The following is a 21,571-nucleotide window of genomic DNA, read 5'->3' on the forward strand; positions in this document are numbered from 1 at the left end:
TAATGGGTAATGGGTAATGGGTAATGGGTAATGGGTAATGGGTAATGGGTAATGGGTAATGGGTATGAATAACTTCTTACTTCTGACTCTTACTCCCTTCTCAATTACCAATCCCTAATCCCTAATCCCCAATCCCTAATCCCCAATCCCCAATCCCCAATTACCAATCCCCAATTACCAATCCCCAATCCCCAATCCCCAATCCCCAATTACCAATCCCCAATCCCCAATCCCCAATCCCCAATTACCAATCCCCAATTACCAATTCCCAAAATTAAAATTGCCGCAAAAATCGTAAATCGCTAGCATAAACGCGGCGAATATCGTCGAGTTGATGTAATACCATTGCAAAACGCTCCACACCGAAACCAGCAGCGAATCCGGTGTAAACTTCTGGGTCGTAACCAACAGCTTTCAAAACATTTGGGTCTACCATACCGCAACCCATCACTTCTAACCAGCGTCCGTTCCACCGTAAATCAACTTCCGCTGAAGGTTCAGTGAATGGGAAGTAACTAGCGCGGAAGCGAATATCTTCTATCTCACCGAACATCGCTTCTAAAAACTCCTTGATGGTACCTTTAAGGTCGGTAAAAGTTAATCCTTCGTCAACGGCCAAAAGTTCGATTTGATGAAAGACTGCTGCATGAGTTGCATCTACATTATCTCTTCGATAAACTCGTCCCGGTGCAATAATCCGAATCGGTGGTTCGCTTTCTTCCATGAATCGAATTTGCACTGAAGAAGTGTGAGTCCGCAGCAGATTTCCATCGGGAAGATAAAACGTATCCTGCATATCGCGAGCGGGATGGTCTGGGGGAGTATTCAGTGCTTCAAAATTATAATAATCGCTTTCCATCTCCGGCCCGGCAGCTACCGTGTAACCCATACCTACAAAGATATCCAGCGCTCGGTCAATTACACTATTTAATGGATGAATACGACCTTGAGGACGGAAAATACCCGGCATCGTCACATCAATAGTTTCCGCTTCAATCTGGGCTTGGATTTTCGCACTTTCCAAAGACTCACGCTGCCGATCTAAATTATCTTGTAAAGCTTCCTTGACAACATTAGCGATCGCACCAATTTGGGGTCTTTCTTCCGCGCTTAATTGTCCCATTCCCCGCAGCAGAACACCCAACTGACCTTTTTTACCCAGATAATCAACCCTCAGCTTCTCCAGAACTTCCAAAGAATCAGCTGCGGCGATCGCTCTTTGAGCTTCAATACGTAATGCTTCTAATTGAGATTGTAAATCGCTAGTCATTCGTTATAAGTTATGAGTTATGAGTTATGAGTTATGAGTTATGAGTCATTCACGACCAGCAAACCAATAACTCACAATAGTAATAATGCCATTAATGAGTTAAAAATAGCTGTTAAATTGGTTATAGGGCATTGGGCATTGGGTATAGGCAATGAAATGTTTTCATATAGAAAAAAACAGTAAGGGAGCTTGCGGAGCCGACATTACAAATAATTTTATGACTCTTCACTCCTAATTCCAAACTCCTAACTCCTAACTCTTCACTCCTAACTCCTAACTCCCTACTTACTGCTAAATTTACTTATGGCAGTTGAGAGTAGAAAAAATGAGATTATTAATTTCTAACGATGACGGTGTTAATGCTTTGGGTATACGTGCTTTAGCCAATATTATGGCAGAAGCCGGTCATGACGTGAGTGTAGTTTGCCCGGATCGGGAACGTTCGGCTACAGGACACGGGTTAACTTTGCGTACTCCGATTCGTGCTGAAGTTGTGGAATCAGTGTTTCATCCTAATATCAAGGCTTGGGCTTGTGATGGTACTCCCTCGGACTGCGTGAAATTAGCGCTGTGGGCTTTATTAGATTCACCCCCCGAATTGGTTCTTTCTGGGATTAACCACGGAGCTAACTTAGGAACGGAAATTCTTTATTCCGGTACTGTTTCGGCAGCGATGGAAGGTTTAATTGAAGGAATTCCCAGTGTGGCATTTAGTCTTACTAGCTACTCTTCCCAGGATTTTACAGGTGCGGCTAAATTTGCCAGGATGCTTGTAGAACAACTAGCCCAAAAACCTTTACCTGATTCGATGCTACTTAACGTTAACATTCCGGCAGTGGAATCATCGCAAATTAAAGGCGTTAAATTCACTCGTCAAGGAGTGCGTCGCTACGTTGACGTGTTTGATAAACGAGTCGATCCGCGAGGTAAAACTTACTACTGGTTAACCGGAGAAGTTCTTGAAGATGTAGAACCGCCCGTTTCCTTTGATTTGCCCGAAAATATACCTATTGACGTGTGTGTTATTCGTGATAATTACATCAGTATTACTCCACTTCATTACAATCTCACTGATCCGAAAGGATTCAAAGACTTGCCATTCGGGGAATTCAAGCTGGAGTAAAATATTTGAAATGAAATAATGCAAGCTTTTTCGGAGGTTAAATGCATTACTGCAAAATATAGGTTATAAAGTAAAAACGTCTGTGAAGATTATCTTTAGACGTAGAATCAAATTACTTGCAATATAAGTTTATAAGTGACTCGCTTTTTATATGCGAAAACACGATTAAAAATATGCTGTATCTATAATTTACCTTTCTAAAAGAACGGTCAAAACAGCATTAATTGAACTATACCAAGTAAGATTTTTTATATTGTTCGCCCGCTCAATCGATGACTTGCAATACTAATGTCTAGGATAGAGAATCAATTTAACGTAAAATTTTGGGGTGTTCGCGGCAGTATTCCCTGTCCGGGACCACAAACCGTCCGTTATGGAGGTAATACCCCTTGCGTTGAGATGCAAGTGGGCGACAAACACTTTATTTTCGACGGGGGTACGGGAATTCACGTTTTAGGGCAATCTTTATTGTCTAAAATGCCTTTAGAAGCTTATCTTTTCTTCACTCACTCCCATTGGGATCACGTACAGGGGTTTCCATTTTTTACTCCTGGATTTGTTCCAGGTAATAAATTTCATATTTTTGGTGCAGTTGCACCTGATGGTTCTACTGTAGAGCAACGTCTAAACGACCAGATGCTGCATCCGAATTTCCCTGTACCTTTGCAGATTATGCAGTCCAATCTGGACTTTTATCGGGTAAATCCGGGAAAAACGATTCATATAGAAGACATTGCCATAGAAACCGCACCTTTAAACCATCCAGGTGAATCTGTAGGATACCGAATTAATTGGCAAGGTGGTTCTGCTGCTTACGTAACGGACACCGAGCATTACGCTGATAAGTTGGATGAAAACGTTTTAAGGCTTGCCGATAACGCCGATATTTTTATTTATGATTCAACTTATACAGATGATGAGTATTATTCTGCCAAATCGCCTAGAATCGGCTGGGGACATTCCACCTGGCAAGAAGCCGTTAAAATAGCCAAAGCCGCTAACGTTAAAACTTTAGTCATTTTTCACCACGACCCAGCCCACGACGATGATTGCTTAGACCGGATTGGACAACAAGCCATTAATGAATTCCCCGGTGCCGTAATGGCAAAGGAAGGAATGGTACTAAACGTGCCGATGAATGTTGCTTTATCAAAAACTTTTCCTATTAGTCGGTATTTGAAATAAAGCTTTCTTCTCAAATTAATCATAGATTTGGATTAAATTGGTATTCGAGAGCCTTAGTTAAACTATGGCGAATTGGGAATAGATAATGGGCATGGGGCATTGGGCATTGGGAATAAAAAATAATTTCTAACTCCGGTGGTACTAACTCCTAACTCCTAACTCCTAACTCCTAACTTTTCTCTCGATCAACCTCTCGTCCTAAAATCGACGTGCCAAATCTGTCTAAAAATAGGTGTTCTGTGTGGGTTACTTCTTCAACCGAATTAATTAAAACTCCTACTGCTGTTGCCCTTGGTAAGTTTGATGGCGTTCATCGCGGTCATCAAAGAGTAATCCAGCCAATTTTGCATAAACCAGCAGACCCAGAACGCATTTACCCAACAGTTATTACATTTGTTCCGCATCCTCAAGAGTTTTTTACGGGGAAGCCCAGAATGTTGTTGACTCCTGTGGATGAGAAAGTTCAACAGTTAGAACTGCTGGGGGTGGAACAACTGGTATTAATCCCCTTCAATGAAGAATTAGCTGCTTTGACTCCCGAACAGTTCGTAGAGCAGATTATTGTGGAAAAATTGCAAGCCTCTAGAATCAGCGTGGGAAAAGATTTTTGTTTTGGTTCCAAACGTAGCGGTACTGCGATGGATTTACAGCTACTGGTTGCCAAGTATGGTATTCCCGTTACTATAGTTCCTTTAGAAACTCACCAAGACGATTCACCCATACAAAAAGAGGAAACCCGCATCAGCACTTCAGCGATTCGTCAAATGCTCGAAGCTGGCGACATTGAAAGAGCCAATCGAATGTTGGGAAGAGCTTATACTCTTGTTGGTAAAGCAGTCAAAGGACAGCAGCTTGGTAGAACCATCGGTTTCCCTACAGCCAATTTACAATTACCACAAAACAAGTTTTTGCCCCGAAAAGGAGTTTACGCAGTCCGGGTTAGCAACGCTGTGAATACACCGAATCGAACCTTGAAGAATCATTGGGGAGTAATGAACATTGGCGATCGCCCCACCGTTAATGGTAATAACCTCACAGTAGAAGTACATATTCTCGATTGGTCGGGAGATCTATACGATCAAAAATTGGAAGTCCAGTTAGAAAAATTTCTCAGATCCGAACAAAAATTTGACTCTTTAGAAGCACTCAAAACTCAAATTCAGCTTGACTGCACCATTGCCAGAAAATTTTTCACTACCGGGTGTTAGTTTACTCTAATCATGGGAACAATAGATTGGGGAATTGGGCATGGCGAATTGGGCATTGGGACAATAAGGGGAAGGTAATTTTTACTAACTCTTGACCTTTAACCTTTAACCTTTGACCTTTGACCTTTAACCTTTAACCTTATTCGGTGCATGAGAGATAAAATTGACGCTCTGACACAAAATCTAGCTCGTACTATTGTTGGTAAATCCGAAGCTATCCGCTTGGTGCTAGTTGCCTTATTGGGTGGGGGACACGCTTTGCTCGAAGACGTTCCTGGAGTTGGTAAAACTCTGCTGGCTAAATCCTTGGCTCGTTCTATTGACGGTAAGTTTCAAAGGTTACAGTGTACGCCCGATTTACTACCTACTGATATTACGGGTACAAATATTTGGAATCCTAAAACTGGTGAGTTTACTTTTCTCGAAGGTCCGATTTTTGCGAACGTGATGCTAGCAGACGAAATTAACCGCGCTACACCCCGAACTCAATCAGCATTGCTGGAAGTCATGGAAGAAGGTCAAGTAACAGTTGATGGTGTCTCTCGTAACGTTCCCACACCGTTTTTTGCGATCGCGACTCAAAATCCGGTTGAATATCAAGGCACTTTTCCCCTACCAGAAGCGCAAATGGATCGATTTATGCTGTCCTTGAGTTTGGGTTATCCGACAGAGCAGGAAGAGTTACAATTGTTATCTCGGCTTCAGGAGAACAGTAAATTTACTGATTTACAACCTTGTATAAGTTTGGCAGAAGTGGCAGAATTACAGCGAATTTGTGCTGCAATCAAGGTAGAAAGTTCGTTGCAGCAATATATGCTTGACTTGGTAAGAGCAACAAGGTGCGATGAAGAAATTACTCTCGGTGTCAGTCCGAGGGGTACCGTAGCTTTACACCGCGCTACTCAAGCCTTTGCGTATCTTTCCGGACGCGATTATGCTATACCCGATGACGTGAAATATATTGCTCCTCATGTTTTGAGTCATCGTTTGATTCCGGTAGGAGGAAGGAGAGCGCAAAGTGTTATGGAACGTTTGTTGCGGGTGGTAGCGATTCCTTAGATCGGTAAGTCTAATCGCCCGCAGGCTAGAAGCCTGGGGCTACAATTGCAAAGCCCACCTGCGTGGGCTAAAAAGCCTCTAGCCTGCGGAGGCAGGCTTTGTAAATGTAGCGATACCCTGTAGGGTATTGCGACAAAATTGGTAAGTCTAATCGCCCGCAGGCTAGAAGCCTGGGGCTACAATTGCAAAGCCCACCTACGTGGGCTAAGAAGCCTCTAGCCTGCGGAGGCAGGCTTTGTAAATGTAGCGATACCCTTATAGGGTATTGCGACAAAATTGGTAAGTCTAATCGCCCGCAGGCTAGAAGCCTGGGGCTACAATTGCAAAGCCCACCTGCGTGGGCTAAGAAGCCTCTAGCCTGCGGAGGCAGGCTTTGTAAATGTAGCGATACCCTTGTAGGGTATTGCTACAAAATTGGTAAGCCCAATCGCCCGCAGGCTAGAAGCCTGGGGCTACATTTGCAAAGCCCACCTGCGTGGGCTGAAAAGCCTCTAGCCTGCGGAGGCAGGCTTTGTAAATGTAGCGATACCCTTATAGGGTATTGCGACAAAATTTTGGAGTAACGCACCAAAGCAATGGATTCTCAATACCATAAATTCCGAAAAATTATCCAAGCATTGCTAAATTTATGTCAAAAGTCAGAGTTTTATCACTAAAATCTCACTCTTCCTAATTAAATAACTTCTATCAAAGGAAAGTTTGAACAGAAGATATAAATCGATTAAAAATAGAATGCTGAATTTACAGGTCAAATGTATTCTATGAAATCAACATATTTAACCTCTGTGGCTAAGATTGGACGTTGGGTAGCTACAGTGATGTTTTGTTTATCTGTGACAGTCGTTTTTGTCGGTGGATTTTTGAGCCACAACCCCGCGATCGCAGCAACACCCGATCAAAATTTGATTGCATCAGTTGGTAGTGAAGCTAAGCAGAAAGCAAACGAAGATGCTGAAAATACCAAGGGTTTTATCCGAGATGTAAAAGATAAAGTCAAAGATGCGGCTAAGAGTAATGCTAGCAAAGTTGAAGACGCAACAGATGGAAGCGGTAATTTCTTAGAGCGTAAAGCTAAAAATGACGCAGCAACAATTCAAAAACGCGCTAATGAAGATGCAGCACGCACTCAAAATGCAGTAGATGCAACTAAGGATGCTTTTAAAGATGCTGTTGATAATATCAGAGAAGCATTTTAGAACCTGAGATTATAATCGACAAACCTGGTTTTTCTAAAAAGCCGGGTTTTTAAGTTCATCAATTGTCATCGACAATAAATATCCAAGATGACCGAAAATAATTGCTTATATAGCCCTATTTTATTATTGCCAATTTTGGCAGTATGAAAATAGCGATCGCAAAAATCAATAACTCAATAAGCAATTACTTAACAAACAAGATGTCTATTTATTAATCCAGTGACAATCTCTGGTGTTTCTAAATGCGGTAATATGCCTGTATCGGGTATCCCATAAAAATCTCGAATTGCATTCTTGTTCAAATCTGCCAAACGTTTTCCTAAGTTAATATTAATAAACTGTGCTTTTTCACCCCAAATAATCGCTGTAGGTACGGTAAGTTGTTTAATATATAAACTCAAATCAAAATACAAATCACCACGTAAAAACGACAAAGCAGCAAATTTCGCATTAGGTTGTTGAGCGGAAGCTAAATAAGCCTGTACTATTTCTGAGGATATGCGTGCGGGTTTCGCAAATAGAAAGCTTTGTAAAAAATTTCTGACTGCTATTTCATTTTCCGCACCCAATTTATAAATCAAATTATCTAAAAGCGGTGCATTTATAACTTCCAAAGGAAGCCTACGTCCGCTACTTTGCCCAAAATCATCAAATCCAGAAGGACATGATAAAAATAGAGTTTTAAATAATTGTGGTTCTTGAATTGCAAGACGAATAGTCAAAGCAGCCGTAAGAGAAGACGCTATAACTGTTACGGGTTCCTTGCAAGTTTGTTTAATAAATTCGGAAATATTAGTAATGTAATCATTAATTTGATAATTCCGGACTGTATGAAAAGATTCACCCCAACCGATTAAATCTGGGGCAAAAATGCGATGAGTCGCAGCAAAAGCAGAGTATACTTTTGACCATTCATAAGCAGACGCACCACCACCAAAGTTATGTAGAAAAACTAAAGAAGGCAGATTTTCGCTGATATCCCAAGGTGTATTAGTTTGAGTATAATAAACCATTGATCCAAGGGATGTTTGAATAACTTTATGTCCAAAGCCAGGAGGTTGAAATTGAAGCATAGGAGTTATGAATTTTGGATTTTAGATTTTAGATTTTGGATTAGCAATTAAAAATTAGGAGTTAGAAGTTATTTAACCTTTGACCTTTAACCTTTGACCTTTGACCTTTAACCTTTAACCTTTGACCTTTAACCTTTAACCTTTGACCTTTAACCTTTAACCTTTGACCTTTGACCTTTAACTTTTGACCTTTAACTTTTGACCTTTAACCTTTATTTATTTCCCAATTTGCACGAGCTTGTCGAGATTATCACCACTAATATGATAAGCTGCTCCGAATCCAATTACGAAACGACCGTTATGGGGAATTAGCTGAAATATCCGAAAATCGGCTAAACTACGCAACATTTGAATAATTTCACCAAAACGTGTTTGAAATTGATCTACGATTTTTTTCCATTCTTCAGTTTCGCGCTCTATCAAAGTCGCGCTACAATCATAACTTAGTCTGCGACGAGCAAATATTTGTGGGGTTTTGGCTTCATCTTCAATAAACAAAACACTTGCATTCGGGTTAGCGTTGAGATTTTGCGTATGTGTTGAAAGCCCGCTAACATAAATATAAATATTTTTAAATTCGTCCATTACAAACGGAGTATAGCTACCGTTAGGCATTCCTTCACTATTTACCGTACTAATGATAATACTTTGGATTTGTCGGGTAAATTGTTGATATTCTGCTGTAGCTTTTTCTAATTGATTCATAAAATTAATTTAACTAATGTTTAAGTTTTTTTAGACAAAGCATAATATTCATAAATTAAAATTTCCCTTTCTATACCTCGTAAAAAAGAATGGTTTACGTAAATTATTAAGTATGGATTAAGTTACATTATGAAAAATAAATTACCGTCAAAGGTGCCAAAGTTAGATAAATTTAACTATTTGGATGTAAATTAATTTAAATATACAATTTTTAATGTAATGAAGGTTTTGAGAGCGAGATTTCTAATTAAAAATTAACATAAATCTAAATCTGGTATTCAATAGTACATTTGTAATATTATAGGGATGATTAATTTATCCGTGCATGAATCAAATTTTATTTGAAAAAGGATAAATATAAATTGTGTTAGGAAAACTGCTAGACGGTCGTTATCAAGTAGCTCAAGCTTATAGAGAGTATGCGATTAAGAGCTAAAATTAAAGAATAAGCTTTAAAATTGATAATTGAAATATGTGGGATTTAAACAGATTTGTCAAAACTCTAACTTTCTTTGAAGTAATTCCGTTACTTAACTGGGTACAGGATTTAGTCAAAGGTGGTTCCAAGGATAACCCAAATACATTAATTGGAGCGAAAAAAGTGGGTATAGTATTAGTCGCGGGTGCTACGGGTGGGGTTGGGAAAAGAGTTGTACAAAGACTGATTGATAAAGGTTATAAAGTCAGATGTCTTGTGCGAGATATTGACAAAGCCAGGTCAATTCTTGACGATGAAGCTGATTTAATAGTCGCTGATATTACTAAGCCAGAAACTTTAAATTCCCTATTAACAACGAACATTCAAGCAGTTATCTGCTGTACTGCGGTGCGAGTGCAGCCAGTAGAAGGAGACACACCAGATAGGGCAAAATATAATCAAGGCATTAAATTTTATATGCCAGAAATTGTTGGTGATACTCCAGAAAATGTGGAATATAAAGGTGTCAAGAACTTAATAGAAGCTGTTAGTAAAAATCTTCGACCGTCAAACGAAAAGTTGATCTTTGACTTCAGTAACCCATCCGTAGAAATTCAAAATCAGTGGGGTGCAGTAGATGATGTAGTTATGGGTGGGGTTAGTCAAAGTAACATTCAATTGTCTTCAGGTAAAGCTGTCTTTTTTGGTAACGTTTCCACCGAAAACTCCGGCGGGTTTGCTTCAGTTAGAACGAAAAATTTTGACCCTTCTTTTAATTTATCTGGTTACGAAGGTGTAGAAATAAAAGTCAAAGGAGATGGGAAACGCTATAAGTTTATTTTGCGTACAGAAACAAATTGGGATGGTATCGGCTATTGTTATTCTTTCGACACGGAAGCGGATACTTGGATAAACGTTAAGATTCCTTTTGCAGAACTAACCCCCGTTTTTCGTGCTAAAACTGTCAAAGATGCTTCTCCAATTGACGTTAATAAAATTTGTTCTTTTCAGTTAATGTTGAGCAAATTTGAATACGATGGAGACTTGAATCCTAACTTTTCCCCTGGAGCTTTTGCTTTAGAAGTTGAAACAGTAAAAGCTTACGGAGGAGAAACTCTACCGCAATTTGTGTTAGTAAGTTCAGCAGGAGTAACTCGTCCGGGAAGACCAGGTATAAACTTAGAAGAAGAACCACCAGCAGTCAAATTAAATGACCAACTCGGAGGGATTTTAACCTGGAAATTGAAAGGAGAAGATAGCTTAAGACAAAGTGGAATTCCTTACACTATAATTAGACCATGTGCTTTGACAGAAGAACCTGGTGGTAAAGAATTAATTTTTGAGCAGGGTGATAATATCAAGGGTAAAATTAGCCGCGAAGATATTGCTAAACTTTGCGTACAAGCCCTACAAGAACCATCAGCTTGTAACGTTACCTTTGAAGTAAAACAAGGAGAGAATAACGCAAGTTATATAGATTGGGAAAAATTATTTAAAACCCTCAGCAGTGAACAGTGAACAGCTAATAATTATTTTCTACTTGTTTCCTAATCCCCTATTCCATGTTTAACAAGTTATTGTTGACAGTAATTTTAGTCATTCTTATTTGGGGTGGCTTACTTTCTGATAAGGCTGTTTCTGGATTATTAGAATCGCGTTTGAGTAATTTAGAATCTAATGTTTACCGTCTAGAATCGCAAATAAGTCGGATAGAAACACAGATAAATCGATCCGGTTCATCATTACCAAATATTCCAAATAATCTACCATCACAGCCTCCTATGAGAAGACTATCGCAGTCAGAACGTGATAAAATGTTTGATAGACTCGCAACTTTAGTAATTGAGTTGAAGCAAGATGTGAAACAGCTGCAAAAAAGAGTTTCTCAGTTAGAAATGAATTAATCGCATCTTCTGGAACGAAAACTAATTACTAATAACTAACCATTAACAACTGATAATTAAGTATGAATCTTCTTACCTATATCATGCATTTAGCGGGTTCTGGTGCAAGTGCTTATTTTAGCGCGTTACAAATTCGGGATATTAAAACCCGTCCCAATATTTTAGCAGGATTTCAACTAGCAGAATCAGGTTCCGTTCCGTTCTTAACCAAGCTCAGTCAACGTGCAGCTACTGAAGGTGATACATGGCTTGCGGAGAAACTAGCAAAACACGCAGAAGACGAAAATAAACACGGACAAATTTTTGCTAATGCGCTCAAACAGCTTGATAAAAAAGTTATAGACTTTAAAAATCGACCATCAGAAACAAAAGAAGAAAATACTACTGATAAAAAATCAGAACAGCGTCGTAATTCATTCTTTGGTATATATTACGAAGGTTATGAAGCAGAACAATTAAAAGCAGAATGCATTGATTGGAATGCGTTTATGGCTAGCACCTATATATTAGAATTGGACGCAAGTAAAGACTTTGCTCGGATGGCAAAAGTTTTACCCGAAAATGATTCTAAAGCGCGTAATCTTAAATTAGGGATGCTCAGCATTGCTCGCGATGAAACAACCCATGCAGCATATCTTTATGAAGCAATGACCCGACGAATGAGTGCAATCCAGGTACAGCAGCTAGTTGATGAATGGCGATCGCGCAAAGTAAATGCTATAACAGCGTTTATTGCTAACAAGTTGCAGGGTAAAGATAACCAGCGTTCTTTAGTACAAGATGATGAATCATCGAATCAAGAAACTGAATTAATAGTTGCTAGATAAGTAAGTGGATCAAATTAAATGTAAAACCTCACCTTACCTCCGGCTTCCCTCTCCTTGATAAGGCTACGGTGTACACAGAAGTCTTAAATTCCTACCTGGAAGCGACTTTTGAACTATGAGCTAAATCGCTCGAAGCCCTGTCATTGCGTGTGCGTAAGCGCAGATTCACAGAGTGTTCCCTCTTAGGGAAGGAGGAACGACGAAGCAATCCCAACATCTTGCGATTACTTCGCTACCCTTCGGGAACATCTTCGATGAACGCTCGTAATGACGATTTAACGGGGTTGAAATCAATGAAACCCTTATGGAGAGTACTTGTGTGTACACGGTAGCCTTGATAAGGAGAGGGATTGAGGGTGAGGTTTTATCTTATATTTAATTGCGTTTACCTACTTAAAAATAATCTTTCTCAACTCAAAACAATGGTCGCATCCCCACAATCAAAGTACATCACTCCAGAAGAGTACCTCCAACTGGAGTTAGAAAGTGATGTTAAACACGAATACATCGACGGTTACGCTTATGCAATGGCTGGTGCTAACGATGCTCATGTTACTGTTTCATTAAACTTAGCTACACTGCTCCGTAGTCATGTACGCGGCTCCGGTTGTCGCGTTTTCATTTCAGATATGAAAGCTCGGATTGAAAAACTAAATCGTTACTATTATCCCGATGTGATGGTTACTTGCGACGAACGAGATCGGGAAAATACTAAAGAAAAGAAATTCCCTTGTTTAATTGTTGAAGTTTTATCCGACTCAACAGAAGCATTTGATCGAGGTGATAAATTCGCTGATTATCAACAATTAGAAACCCTGCAAGAATACGTTTTAATTAACGTAAAACGTCCGCGAGTTGATTGTTTTCGGCGTAATAGTGAAGGGCTTTGGGTATTACAGTTTTATGCTTCCGGGGAAAAATATTTTGAACTTCAAAGTATTAATTTGGAAGTAGAGATGAGCGCACTTTATGAAGATGTATTGTTTAGTTAAGTTGTAAAATATTTTATGTACTTTCCATCTCTAAACGCGATCGCTTTATTTGAATCAACTAAACTTCGAGTCATTCCTGAGTGGATGGATACAAACGTGCGTATCTGCGACCGTAGCGAATAGCAAGAAAACCCGTGATGTACATAAATAAACTATAAATGGCTGCGGGAATCGCCATATCAGGGTTATTTAATAATCCCGCAGTCACAGCGATCGCTAAAGTTCCGTTCTGAAATCCCACTTCTATCGCAATACTTATGCGCTGAGGCATACTTAAATTAAATAATTTACCAATATAAAATCCCGTCAACATTGCCGATATGTTTAATAACACAACCCCAATGCCGACTTGAGCGATAAACCCCGGTAAACGCGACCATTCGCGAATAATCAACGCCGAAATAATCAAAATTAAAAACGCGATCGCAATTTTATTAGTGGCTTTTTCTAATCGTCGTGCGAGTTCGGGAAATAGTTGTTTGATTAACATTCCCAAACCAATTGGTATTAATGTTACGACAAAAATTTGTAACATAGTCGTGCTAATTGGTAGTACGACCGCGCTTGTTGTCCCAATAAAATACCGAAGCGTTAAATTGGTAAAAATCGGAATAGTAAACACTGTTATCGTACTACTTAAAGCTGTCAGAGTAACAGAAAGAGCTACATCTCCTTTGGCAAAATAAGAGATCATGTTTGATGTAACTCCACCTGGACAAAGCGTTAATATTAATAATCCAACGGCGATAAAATTAGGCATGGGAATAATTTTGACAATTACAAACCCGATTAAAGGTAAGACGATTAATTGACTAATTAAACCTACCAATGCAGCTTTGGGGTATTTCGCGACCCGCAAAAAGTCATCGGGTACCAGAGATAAACCCATCCCTAACATAATTACAGCTAAGGCAACAGGTAAAAAAACTACAGTAAAAAAAGATGCTTCCATTTTGATTATTTGTTATTACTTGCTTCTATAATTAAATGGGTGAATCGCAATACAACTTATGCAGTTATTAGCAAGTAATTATAATTGACTTATCGACATCTTTCTATTCTCTATTCCCTTTCTCTCAAGCCATTATTACGAACATAATTCTTCACGTAATCTGGAACCTCAACACCTGCAACCAAACGGTCATCAGCGATCGCTTTACCCGCAACTCTCTGCAAAGGTAAAACACCAGCCCAAACTGGTAAATCATAATCCGCTTCATCATCTATAGGATTTCCCGTCCGCATCTTTGCAGACGCTTCAGTTAAAGGTAGAGAAAGTACCATCGTTCCCTCTAACTCTTGTTTACTTGGCTGACGTACTTCTTTCCAACGTTGCGGTATTACGTGTTCGGTAAAGGCTCGCAGCGCTTCCGATTTTTCTTCAGTATTATTTACTAGAGTCGCAGTACCGAATATAACTACCGAACGATAATTCATCGAGTGATGAAAAGCCGAACGTGCTAATACGAGTCCATCTAATAAAGTTACCGTAACGCATACTTCGATACCTCGATCTAAAGTACGCAACATTCTACTAGCTGGTGAACCGTGAATATAAAGTTTATCGTCAACTCTTCCGTAAGCGGTGGGAATTACAAAGGGTTGATTGTTTGCAATAAATCCCACATGACAAATTAACGCTTCATCTAAAATGTTGTAAATAACTTGGGTTTCATAATTACCGCGTTTGGGTATTCTTTTAATTTTGCTGCGTTGGGTGGGGGTAAGTTGTTGATTGGTTTCGTTGTTGGAAGTAGTCATGGTTTTTTGGTTTGTAGTAAGCACTTTAGTGCTTTGTTAATTGAGTTAAATAAAAGGGCTGAAGCCCTTACTACGAACAAAAAGATTTAAATCAAATCTAATTGCATCCCATTACTTGATGAAAAGCCCAAACTTTCATAAACGGGTTTTCCTGCTGGTGAAGCATTTAAAATAGCTTTTGTACAATTGATAGATTTCAAATGCTCAACAGTAGCGTTAGTTAATTGTTTTGCTATTCCTTTTCTACGGTAAGAAGATTCGACGTAAACGCCCCAAATGTATCCGTATTTACGATATTCTTCTTCTAAGATTAGTGAATATAAACCTGTGAAAAGTTGACAACTTGCAGAGCCGACAATTAGACGATCAACCTCAGCAACAAAACCTTTGTAAAATAAGTCTTGACGAGCTTGTTTGATAAACTCTAAAGTCAGATCGCGATGGTTCGGTTTAATCAACTTTTCAGCAACACCGACATCTAACCACATTTGATAAAAATGCTCTGCAATTATAGAATCTTCTTTTGGAGTTGTTTCTCTAATTTTAAGATTCATCTCTTTATAAAACTAATAATCTCTCTTTTTCTCTTTCTCCGCGTACTCTGTCTTGAAAAGTTGTTCATGGGGGAGCCCCCAAGACCACACTTTTCGCTGCGTCTCTGCGGTTTTTTCCATCAAATCTTGGTGCGTTACGGCAAAAATAACATCTTTTTTACTTAGAAAACATTACGAGCCGTAACACACCCTACAAAATCAATTCATCACCAACTTTAATAACTTCATTCCCAAACTCTTCACTAGCTAATCGAGTATTTACTGCCAGCTTATAATAATGATTGAAACGAGATTTATTTACCCACTCCGGTAAATCTCTACGTTTATTAACAAATATCTTTTGAAAATCAGAATTAACTTCTCCTGTAACTGCATCTCTTGTGGGAACAATACAGCGCTGACATGGATTTACACCTACAAATTGCAGATTCCCAACTTTAAAATTGATCGTATTATCGCTTTCACAAAACAGCTTATCTTCCCAAAATGCTGGTACTCCATCTATTTCAATAGTGGTACGCATTCGACGGCGGATATCGTCTTCATTTAAATCAGAATACCAGGAAGCAACTTCTTTTAAAGTGGCAGTACTAACAATAGTTGGTCCCGGTGAAACTGTATCATCGGGAAAGCCAGTTATTAGGTTATTTCGTAATTTAACGGTAAAACCAAAAAACTTGCTTAGCCAAACTTCTAAACGTGGAATTTCTGACTCTAAATTAAAATCTTCTGTATCGCTACCTAGGATTTGCAAAGATACAATTTTATTTTCTAAATCAAACTTTGAGCGCAATAAATGTATTTTAGGATGACGTTTAGCATTGACAAACTTACCTTGCTCGTCAAAAATGGCAAATTGGCGATCGCACTCCAACGCACCACTCTGCAAAACCCTCGCTTGTTTAACTTCCACCCCATCAAGTGACTTAATCGGATAGATATAAATTCTGGCTACATGGGGCATATTTAGCCTCCGCAAAATCCCTGAACTTGAACTTAAGAATAGCTTAATTTAGATAGTGGCTGGTTACAATAGCCAATTTTGCGATTTAGCACCAGTCCACTTTAATATAGATTTTAGATAGCTTTAGACATCATGTCTCGAAAAACGGAGGCGATCGCATTATATCCATCAGTAAATTACTCCCTTCCCGGCAGAAGATTACCGATTAAAAAACCGCTGAGACAAGCCACTGCGTTGGGCGGGTTCCCCGACTTGTAGCAAGTGGCGTGCAGAGAGCGCTGAGGAAAGAAGTAAACAAAGATAGGTAAATTTAGAGCGGGAAGGGAGTAGTAAGTTGGTACAAACCAAACCAAATATGTAACAGAATGTAAATTAGTCTCAAAGCCTTGCCCCTACTACCTTGTTCTAATATGGAATTGGGATTCCTGAAGCAATTCAGCTACGCATTTTCGATCCGTTTTTCACAACCAAACCCGTAGGTAAAGGTACTGGTTTGGGTTTATCAATTAGTTATCAAATTATTACTGAAAAACATCATGGAAAAATATCTTGCGATTCTATTCCTGGTGAAGGTACAGAGTTTGTAATTGAATTACCAGTTAACAGTCGCGAAATTTAATCCAATTTTGCTGAGCTTTAATTATTGACGCTCTACAACACTCAATGAATTGATCCGTTTTTTATAAACCACATTTAATTTGGCGTAAGTAATAATGATGACAAGACAAAAGCAAATGCACCTGGTGCCGATTACAAAAATCAATCATTTTTTTTTTAAATTTAGAAGCAGAATACATGAGGAAAATGTTAGTCCTCCGGTAAGACAAGCTAGGTTAAAAAAGTTAGCTATCTCTTGGTTTGTTGCAACGTAAAAAGGATGTGTTTGGGAACACCAAGAGCAAGAGCCGAATCCACCAGCATTTGCAGTCCAATCAAGAAACGACTTGGAATAGTAACTAAGAAAACAGGACACGGAGATTACCATCGCAATCATGGTAAGTTTCAGTTTTATATATGCCATCTCAAAGAAAAAATAGTGCAAATTTCCTTTCCTGGACGAGCGATCGCTACTAATTGTGCCAACTCCGATCAATAAAGGATAGTGTATATTTATTTTCATCTAGAGAAGATAAAAAGCCGGATTATTTTCAATATAAATACGTAAATAAGATTATCTGAGATTTAATAGTTACTAATCAAAATGGATATTGCTGATGTGATCGCCGCACTCAAGAAGTTTGAAAGGAACTGAGTTTTTAATTGAATTACCTGCTCCTTAATAATCATTATCAGCAACACAAATTCCTTTACATTTTATACCATTTGTAGCTGTGCGTTTGCAGTGAGGACATAAAATCTTTTCATTTTCTACTACTTTCTCAATATTTGTATTAGTATTTACCTTTAATTTATCTTTTTCAGTCTGGGGTTTCCAAGTCATAAGAGATTTTATGAGTTCCTTTTATTTTATATTCTACTTGCGATCGCATAACAAGTAAGTGAGTCCAATACTTTTAAAACCTCACCTTGCCGACCGCTTGCTTGTGCTTAGCAAACGAGGGTTATTTCCACTATTGCCTATTCTCTATTACGGAATGTAATTTAGCATTAATTTGTACGCTAGAATCAATATACAAATCAAATACTTACGTAGCATAAAGAGATAAGAATAGTTTGCGTTTAGCTTCGCTGTATCATTGTCAAGAAAACCATTGTGATTATAAATACATTAATCCGTGCATTAGTCCTGAAATAGTCAGTTTACGAAGAAAAACTTAATCAACTATCGAATTACTCAAGAGGAGTGGACAATGAGAGTTTTATTAATTTATCCTTTATTTCCAAAAACTTTTTGGTCTTATGAAAAAATTTTAGAATTGGTAAATAAAAAAGTTTTACTACCACCTTTAGGGTTAGTTACTGTAGCCGCAATTTTACCCCAAGAATGGGAATTTAAATTAGTAGACCGTAATATTCGTTCGGTGACGGAAGCCGAATGGGAATGGGCAGATATGGTAATTTTATCTGCAATGATTGTGCAAAAAGAAGACTTATGCGACCAGATAAAAGTTGCAAAACAACACGGTAAATTAGTTGCAGTGGGGGGTCCATATCCAACTTCCGTACCCCAAGTTGCTCAAGAAGCTGGAGTCGATTTTCTCATCCTTGATGAAGGGGAAATTACTTTACCAATGTTTGTCGAAGCAGTCAAAGCTGGTGAAACAAGTGGTGTATTTCGTACTACGGAAAAACCAGATGTCACGACAACACCTATTCCTCGCTTTGATTTGTTAGAAAGAGATGCTTACGACATGATGTCGGTGCAATTTTCTCGCGGTTGTCCGTTTCAATGCGAATTTTGCGACATTATTGTGCTTTACGGACGCAAACCTCGTACCAAAACTCCAGCGCAACTGTTAGCTGAATTGGATTATTTATATGAATTAGGTTGGCGGAGGGGTGTGTTCATGGTGGATGATAACTTTATTGGCAATAAGCGCAACGTTAAGCTGTTGCTCCAAGAGTTAAAAGTATGGATGAAAGCACATCAATATCCATTCCGCTTTGATACTGAAGCCTCAATTGATTTAGCACAAGACCCAGAATTGATGGAATTGATGGTTGAATGTGGTTTTGCTGCGGTATTTTTGGGTATTGAGACACCAGACGAAGACAGTTTGCAGCTAACAAAGAAATTTCAAAACACTCGCAATTCCCTCGTTGAATCCGTACAGTCTATTATTAAAGCGGGTTTGCGTCCGATGGCTGGCTTTATTATTGGCTTCGATGGCGAAAAATCCGGTGCTGGATCTCGCATTGTCCGTTTTGCGGAACAAGCAGCGATTCCTTCTACGACTTTTGCGATGTTGCAAGCGTTACCCAATACCGCATTATGGCATCGTTTAGAAAAAGAAGGCAGATTGCGCGAATCTCAAGACGGAAACATTAACCAAACCACGTTAATGAACTTTATTGCGACTCGTCCGCTACAAGAAATTGGCAGGGAATATATTGAAGCATTTTGTGCTTTATATGACCCCATAGCTTATTTAGACCGTACCTATCGCTGCTTTTTAATGATGGGTAAACCGAGTTGGAAAGCACCAGCTAAAATGCCAGAATGGGTGGTTGTAAAAGCACTTGCAACTGTTATTTGGCGACAAGGTATTAAACGCGAAACTCGCTGGAAATTCTGGCATCATTTATTTAGTATTCTCAAGCATAACCCCGCAGTCTTTGAACATTATTTATCTACCTGCGCTCACAACGAACATTTTCTGGAATACCGTCAAATTGTCCGCGAGCAAATCGAATCTCAGCTTGCAGAATATTTAGCTCAAGGTGCAGAAAAGCCTTATGTACCCGTGAAAAAAGCTGAAGTTGTTAAAGCGTAATTGATTAAATTATAGGTGAAAGAAGGTTGTAGAAGAGGTATTTAAAGCCATTTCTACAATTCTTTGTATTTATATATATACCTAAGTTTATGAATATCATATCTGCTTGCGGAAAAATTATCATCGCCAAGGTTAAGTATTTTAGGTTCTCAAAACATCAGGGTTAGTTAAGTTGTACTTCAACATTCGGGGAAGGAACAGAATTTGTAATTGAGTTACCTTTACTTTGAATTGACTACCATGAATCGGCATTTTTGGCAGATAGCGAGATGGGGAAAAATCAAAGTTTATTTTAACTCCTAACTCCTAAGCTGATGTGCAGCTAAATTGTATAATGCGTTAGCGAAGCGTGTCCGTAGGACATAACCGTGAAAACATTGTAGTGCGGTAGCGCAGCGTGTCCGTAAGGACATGCATCTTGCGATCTTGTCTTATACAATTTAAATGCGTAACAACTTAACTGCTCACTGCTCGCTGTTTTTCCTCAAAGCTTCTACTTGCGATTTTAATTGAGCTATTTCTTGTGCCATCTCTAACACCATTGATGCACCAATCAAGTTTAATCCTAAGTCTTGACGTAAACGAATAATTTGCATAATGCGAGTTACATCTTGGGGACGCAACATCACTCCTTCTGGTTCAATTAAACCTAAGCTGCTAAAGCGTTCAATAACAGTAACTGATGTTTGTGTAATAGTAGCCGCTTGCTCGAAGCTGATTAAGTCTTCTCCATCAACAGAAACCACGAAACGGGATATTTGATTCATAAATTAATACCTCAATAAGGGATGGGGGGACAAAGGGACAAGAATAAATAACTCCTAACTCCTATTCCCAATCCAAAATCTAAAATTTAAAATCTAAAATCGAACTGCGGGGATTAAAGTTACTTTCTTGCTGGAGTTTTTCGTAATATTCTTTTTCTTTATCGGTTAATTCTTTAGATGTAACAATTTTTAACTTGACAATTTGGTCGGTTCTGTCTCCTTTGGGATTACGCCAGCCTTTACCGCGCAACCGCAGAGATTGACCGGAATCTACTCCCGCAGGTATTTTCATAGTAACGTTACCATCGGGTGTAGGTATATCAATTTTCGCTCCTAAAGTCGCTTCGGGAGCAGTAATCGGGACTTCACAAACGATGTTGTCATCTTCAAAACTGAAAAAAGCATGAGGTTGTAACTCTATATTTAAATATAAATCTCCACGCTGATTGGAGAAAGGACTAGTTTGTCCTTTTCCACGAACTCGCAGACGGCTTCCAGGTTTTGCTCCTGCGGGAATGCGGACTTTTATCACTTCATCACCCAGCTTAAAGTCTTTTTGTACTCCGTTGAAAGCTTCAGAAAAAGAAAGTGCGATCGCTGCTTCTATATTTTGTCCGGGTTGACTAGATCCTTCGCTACCGGAAGTACGGTAACTGTAAGTTCTTCTCCCGGCTCCACCCCTACGACCTAAAAGTTCTTCAACAAAATCATCAAAGCTGCCGTACTGACTAAAATCATAGCCGCCAACATCTACACCAACCCCTCTTGGAGTAGTACCAGGTTGCGATCTCTGTTGACTTTGAGTTGCTCCCTGTTGCCAATATTGCCCATATTGGTCGTATTTCTGGCGTTTTTCGGGGTCGGAAAGTACTTCTTGGGCTTCGTTAATTTCTTTAAAACGGTTTTCTGCTTCTTTATCACCGGGATTCAAATCTGGATGATATTTTCTCGCCAGTTTCCGGTAAGCTTTTTTAATGTCATCCTGAGACGCATTTTTACTTACACCCAGAACCTGATAATAATCTTTAAAATCATTTGCTGCCATTTTTATTTATGATTGAGAATGGGGGATTGGGGATTGGGCAATTACCAGCTATTAATGATTCTGCAATAACTGGTAACTGATTTTGAAAGGGTTGCCAGCAAATTAGTGCCATTCTATTTACCTCC

22 protein-coding genes and 1 pseudogene are annotated in these 21,571 nt (G+C 39.0%); 13 read left to right on the forward strand and 10 right to left on the reverse strand.

Translation table 11 applies throughout. The annotated features are described in order from the left end of the window. Positions 1-274: 274 nt before the first annotated feature. Positions 275-1,270 (reverse strand): phenylalanine--tRNA ligase subunit alpha, encoded by a 996-nt coding sequence (pheS, locus tag VB797_RS23090; RefSeq protein WP_323240084.1) that lies wholly within the window; start codon positions 1,268-1,270, stop codon positions 275-277. A gap of 325 nt (positions 1,271-1,595) precedes the next feature. Here pheS and surE point away from each other — a divergent pair, with 325 nt between their 5' ends. The 5 genes from surE to VB797_RS23115 all read left to right on the forward strand — a co-directional run bounded on the left by surE (position 1,596) and on the right by VB797_RS23115 (position 7,041). Next, positions 1,596-2,393: a 5'/3'-nucleotidase SurE gene (gene surE, locus VB797_RS23095; RefSeq protein ID WP_323240085.1), complete on the forward strand. Its 798-nt coding sequence runs from the start codon at positions 1,596-1,598 to the stop codon at positions 2,391-2,393. 288 nt (positions 2,394-2,681) lie between these two features. Next, positions 2,682-3,578, forward strand: a complete 897-nt coding sequence (locus VB797_RS23100; RefSeq protein WP_323240086.1) for an MBL fold metallo-hydrolase — start codon at positions 2,682-2,684, stop codon at positions 3,576-3,578. 209 nt (positions 3,579-3,787) lie between these two features. After that, positions 3,788-4,786 carry a bifunctional riboflavin kinase/FAD synthetase gene (locus VB797_RS23105; RefSeq protein WP_323240087.1) on the forward strand — a complete coding sequence of 333 codons (999 nt, stop codon included), beginning with the start codon at positions 3,788-3,790 and terminating at the stop codon, positions 4,784-4,786. A 150-nt stretch (positions 4,787-4,936) separates the two neighbouring features. Next, positions 4,937-5,845: a MoxR family ATPase gene (locus VB797_RS23110; protein WP_323240088.1), complete on the forward strand. Its 909-nt coding sequence runs from the start codon at positions 4,937-4,939 to the stop codon at positions 5,843-5,845. Between the two features lie 761 nt (positions 5,846-6,606). Further along, the gene (locus tag VB797_RS23115; protein WP_323240089.1) at positions 6,607-7,041 is read left to right on the forward strand and encodes a hypothetical protein; all 435 of its coding nucleotides are present in this window, start codon (positions 6,607-6,609) and stop codon (positions 7,039-7,041) included. 188 nt (positions 7,042-7,229) lie between these two features. On the opposite strand, the gene VB797_RS23120 is transcribed toward VB797_RS23115, so the two are convergent. Then, complete coding sequence (locus VB797_RS23120) at positions 7,230-8,114, reverse strand: alpha/beta hydrolase (protein ID WP_323240090.1); 885 nt, start codon at positions 8,112-8,114, stop codon at positions 7,230-7,232. Positions 8,115-8,330: 216 nt separating this feature from the next. Continuing rightward, on the reverse strand, positions 8,331-8,819 hold the full coding sequence (locus tag VB797_RS23125; protein WP_323240091.1) for a HugZ family protein: 489 nt from the start codon (positions 8,817-8,819) through the stop codon (positions 8,331-8,333). Between the two features lie 472 nt (positions 8,820-9,291). On the opposite strand from VB797_RS23125, the gene VB797_RS23130 reads away from it, so the two are divergent. The 4 genes from VB797_RS23130 to VB797_RS23145 all read left to right on the forward strand — a co-directional run bounded on the left by VB797_RS23130 (position 9,292) and on the right by VB797_RS23145 (position 12,960). Then, the gene (locus VB797_RS23130; RefSeq protein WP_323240092.1) at positions 9,292-10,755 is read left to right on the forward strand and encodes a CIA30 family protein; all 1,464 of its coding nucleotides are present in this window, start codon (positions 9,292-9,294) and stop codon (positions 10,753-10,755) included. A gap of 44 nt (positions 10,756-10,799) precedes the next feature. Beyond that, on the forward strand, positions 10,800-11,141 hold the full coding sequence (locus VB797_RS23135) for a hypothetical protein (protein ID WP_323240093.1): 342 nt from the start codon (positions 10,800-10,802) through the stop codon (positions 11,139-11,141). Positions 11,142-11,203: 62 nt separating this feature from the next. Then, entirely contained in the window at positions 11,204-11,968 is a 765-nt protein-coding gene (locus VB797_RS23140; RefSeq protein ID WP_323240094.1) for a ferritin-like domain-containing protein, read from the forward strand. 422 nt (positions 11,969-12,390) lie between these two features. Then, on the forward strand, positions 12,391-12,960 hold the full coding sequence (locus tag VB797_RS23145) for a Uma2 family endonuclease (RefSeq protein ID WP_323240095.1): 570 nt from the start codon (positions 12,391-12,393) through the stop codon (positions 12,958-12,960). 70 nt (positions 12,961-13,030) lie between these two features. On the opposite strand, the gene VB797_RS23150 is transcribed toward VB797_RS23145, so the two are convergent. From VB797_RS23150 to VB797_RS23165, 4 genes are all read right to left on the reverse strand, one after another. Beyond that, positions 13,031-13,912, reverse strand: coding sequence for a bile acid:sodium symporter family protein (locus VB797_RS23150; RefSeq protein WP_323240096.1), 882 nt, complete (start codon positions 13,910-13,912; stop codon positions 13,031-13,033). A gap of 110 nt (positions 13,913-14,022) precedes the next feature. After that, complete coding sequence (locus tag VB797_RS23155) at positions 14,023-14,721, reverse strand: pyridoxamine 5'-phosphate oxidase family protein (protein WP_323240097.1); 699 nt, start codon at positions 14,719-14,721, stop codon at positions 14,023-14,025. Positions 14,722-14,807: 86 nt separating this feature from the next. After that, positions 14,808-15,275 carry a GNAT family N-acetyltransferase gene (locus VB797_RS23160; RefSeq protein WP_323240098.1) on the reverse strand — a complete coding sequence of 156 codons (468 nt, stop codon included), beginning with the start codon at positions 15,273-15,275 and terminating at the stop codon, positions 14,808-14,810. A gap of 190 nt (positions 15,276-15,465) precedes the next feature. Further along, a complete protein-coding gene (locus VB797_RS23165) occupies positions 15,466-16,239 on the reverse strand; it encodes an MOSC domain-containing protein (protein WP_323240099.1) in 774 nt (257 codons plus the stop codon). A 132-nt stretch (positions 16,240-16,371) separates the two neighbouring features. Between VB797_RS23165 and VB797_RS23170 the strand changes: the two genes are divergently transcribed. The 3 genes and pseudogenes from VB797_RS23170 (at position 16,372) to VB797_RS23180 (ending at position 17,335) form a co-directional block, all read left to right on the forward strand. Beyond that, positions 16,372-16,497: a hypothetical protein gene (locus tag VB797_RS23170; RefSeq protein WP_323240100.1), complete on the forward strand. Its 126-nt coding sequence runs from the start codon at positions 16,372-16,374 to the stop codon at positions 16,495-16,497. Between the two features lie 154 nt (positions 16,498-16,651). After that, positions 16,652-16,858 (forward strand): annotated as a pseudogene (locus VB797_RS23175) (sensor histidine kinase); the annotation flags it as partial. A 264-nt stretch (positions 16,859-17,122) separates the two neighbouring features. Then, the gene (locus tag VB797_RS23180) at positions 17,123-17,335 is read left to right on the forward strand and encodes a hypothetical protein (RefSeq protein WP_323240101.1); all 213 of its coding nucleotides are present in this window, start codon (positions 17,123-17,125) and stop codon (positions 17,333-17,335) included. A 180-nt stretch (positions 17,336-17,515) separates the two neighbouring features. On the opposite strand, the gene VB797_RS23185 is transcribed toward VB797_RS23180, so the two are convergent. Continuing rightward, the gene (locus VB797_RS23185) at positions 17,516-17,680 is read right to left on the reverse strand and encodes a hypothetical protein (RefSeq protein ID WP_323240102.1); all 165 of its coding nucleotides are present in this window, start codon (positions 17,678-17,680) and stop codon (positions 17,516-17,518) included. 370 nt (positions 17,681-18,050) lie between these two features. On the opposite strand from VB797_RS23185, the gene VB797_RS23190 reads away from it, so the two are divergent. Further along, positions 18,051-19,634 carry a B12-binding domain-containing radical SAM protein gene (locus VB797_RS23190; RefSeq protein ID WP_323240103.1) on the forward strand — a complete coding sequence of 528 codons (1,584 nt, stop codon included), beginning with the start codon at positions 18,051-18,053 and terminating at the stop codon, positions 19,632-19,634. A 464-nt stretch (positions 19,635-20,098) separates the two neighbouring features. On the opposite strand, the gene VB797_RS23195 is transcribed toward VB797_RS23190, so the two are convergent. Both VB797_RS23195 and VB797_RS23200 read right to left on the reverse strand, forming a co-directional pair. Next, positions 20,099-20,401, reverse strand: a complete 303-nt coding sequence (locus tag VB797_RS23195) for a chaperone modulator CbpM (protein WP_323240104.1) — start codon at positions 20,399-20,401, stop codon at positions 20,099-20,101. Positions 20,402-20,480: 79 nt separating this feature from the next. Next, on the reverse strand, positions 20,481-21,446 hold the full coding sequence (locus VB797_RS23200; protein WP_323240105.1) for a DnaJ C-terminal domain-containing protein: 966 nt from the start codon (positions 21,444-21,446) through the stop codon (positions 20,481-20,483). Positions 21,447-21,571 lie beyond the last annotated feature (125 nt).

Source organism: Rivularia sp. UHCC 0363 (assembly GCF_034931125.1).
Classification (GTDB): domain Bacteria; phylum Cyanobacteriota; class Cyanobacteriia; order Cyanobacteriales; family Nostocaceae; genus Rivularia.

Coding starts and splice junctions, on each gene's coding strand:
- VB797_RS23135 (WP_323240093.1), top strand. CDS start 10,800: ATGTTTAACAAGTTATTGTTGACAGTAATTTTAGTCATTCTTATTTGG.
- VB797_RS23110 (WP_323240088.1), top strand. CDS start 4,937: ATGAGAGATAAAATTGACGCTCTGACACAAAATCTAGCTCGTACTATT.
- VB797_RS23115 (WP_323240089.1), top strand. CDS start 6,607: ATGAAATCAACATATTTAACCTCTGTGGCTAAGATTGGACGTTGGGTA.
- VB797_RS23165 (WP_323240099.1), bottom strand. CDS start 16,239: ATGCCCCATGTAGCCAGAATTTATATCTATCCGATTAAGTCACTTGAT.
- VB797_RS23195 (WP_323240104.1), bottom strand. CDS start 20,401: ATGAATCAAATATCCCGTTTCGTGGTTTCTGTTGATGGAGAAGACTTA.
- VB797_RS23170 (WP_323240100.1), top strand. CDS start 16,372: ATGTCTCGAAAAACGGAGGCGATCGCATTATATCCATCAGTAAATTAC.
- pheS (WP_323240084.1), bottom strand. CDS start 1,270: ATGACTAGCGATTTACAATCTCAATTAGAAGCATTACGTATTGAAGCT.
- VB797_RS23155 (WP_323240097.1), bottom strand. CDS start 14,721: ATGACTACTTCCAACAACGAAACCAATCAACAACTTACCCCCACCCAA.
- VB797_RS23200 (WP_323240105.1), bottom strand. CDS start 21,446: ATGGCAGCAAATGATTTTAAAGATTATTATCAGGTTCTGGGTGTAAGT.
- VB797_RS23125 (WP_323240091.1), bottom strand. CDS start 8,819: ATGAATCAATTAGAAAAAGCTACAGCAGAATATCAACAATTTACCCGA.
- surE (WP_323240085.1), top strand. CDS start 1,596: ATGAGATTATTAATTTCTAACGATGACGGTGTTAATGCTTTGGGTATA.
- VB797_RS23120 (WP_323240090.1), bottom strand. CDS start 8,114: ATGCTTCAATTTCAACCTCCTGGCTTTGGACATAAAGTTATTCAAACA.
- VB797_RS23130 (WP_323240092.1), top strand. CDS start 9,292: ATGTGGGATTTAAACAGATTTGTCAAAACTCTAACTTTCTTTGAAGTA.
- VB797_RS23190 (WP_323240103.1), top strand. CDS start 18,051: ATGAGAGTTTTATTAATTTATCCTTTATTTCCAAAAACTTTTTGGTCT.
- VB797_RS23160 (WP_323240098.1), bottom strand. CDS start 15,275: ATGAATCTTAAAATTAGAGAAACAACTCCAAAAGAAGATTCTATAATT.
- VB797_RS23150 (WP_323240096.1), bottom strand. CDS start 13,912: ATGGAAGCATCTTTTTTTACTGTAGTTTTTTTACCTGTTGCCTTAGCT.
- VB797_RS23140 (WP_323240094.1), top strand. CDS start 11,204: ATGAATCTTCTTACCTATATCATGCATTTAGCGGGTTCTGGTGCAAGT.
- VB797_RS23145 (WP_323240095.1), top strand. CDS start 12,391: ATGGTCGCATCCCCACAATCAAAGTACATCACTCCAGAAGAGTACCTC.
- VB797_RS23185 (WP_323240102.1), bottom strand. CDS start 17,680: ATGACTTGGAAACCCCAGACTGAAAAAGATAAATTAAAGGTAAATACT.
- VB797_RS23100 (WP_323240086.1), top strand. CDS start 2,682: ATGTCTAGGATAGAGAATCAATTTAACGTAAAATTTTGGGGTGTTCGC.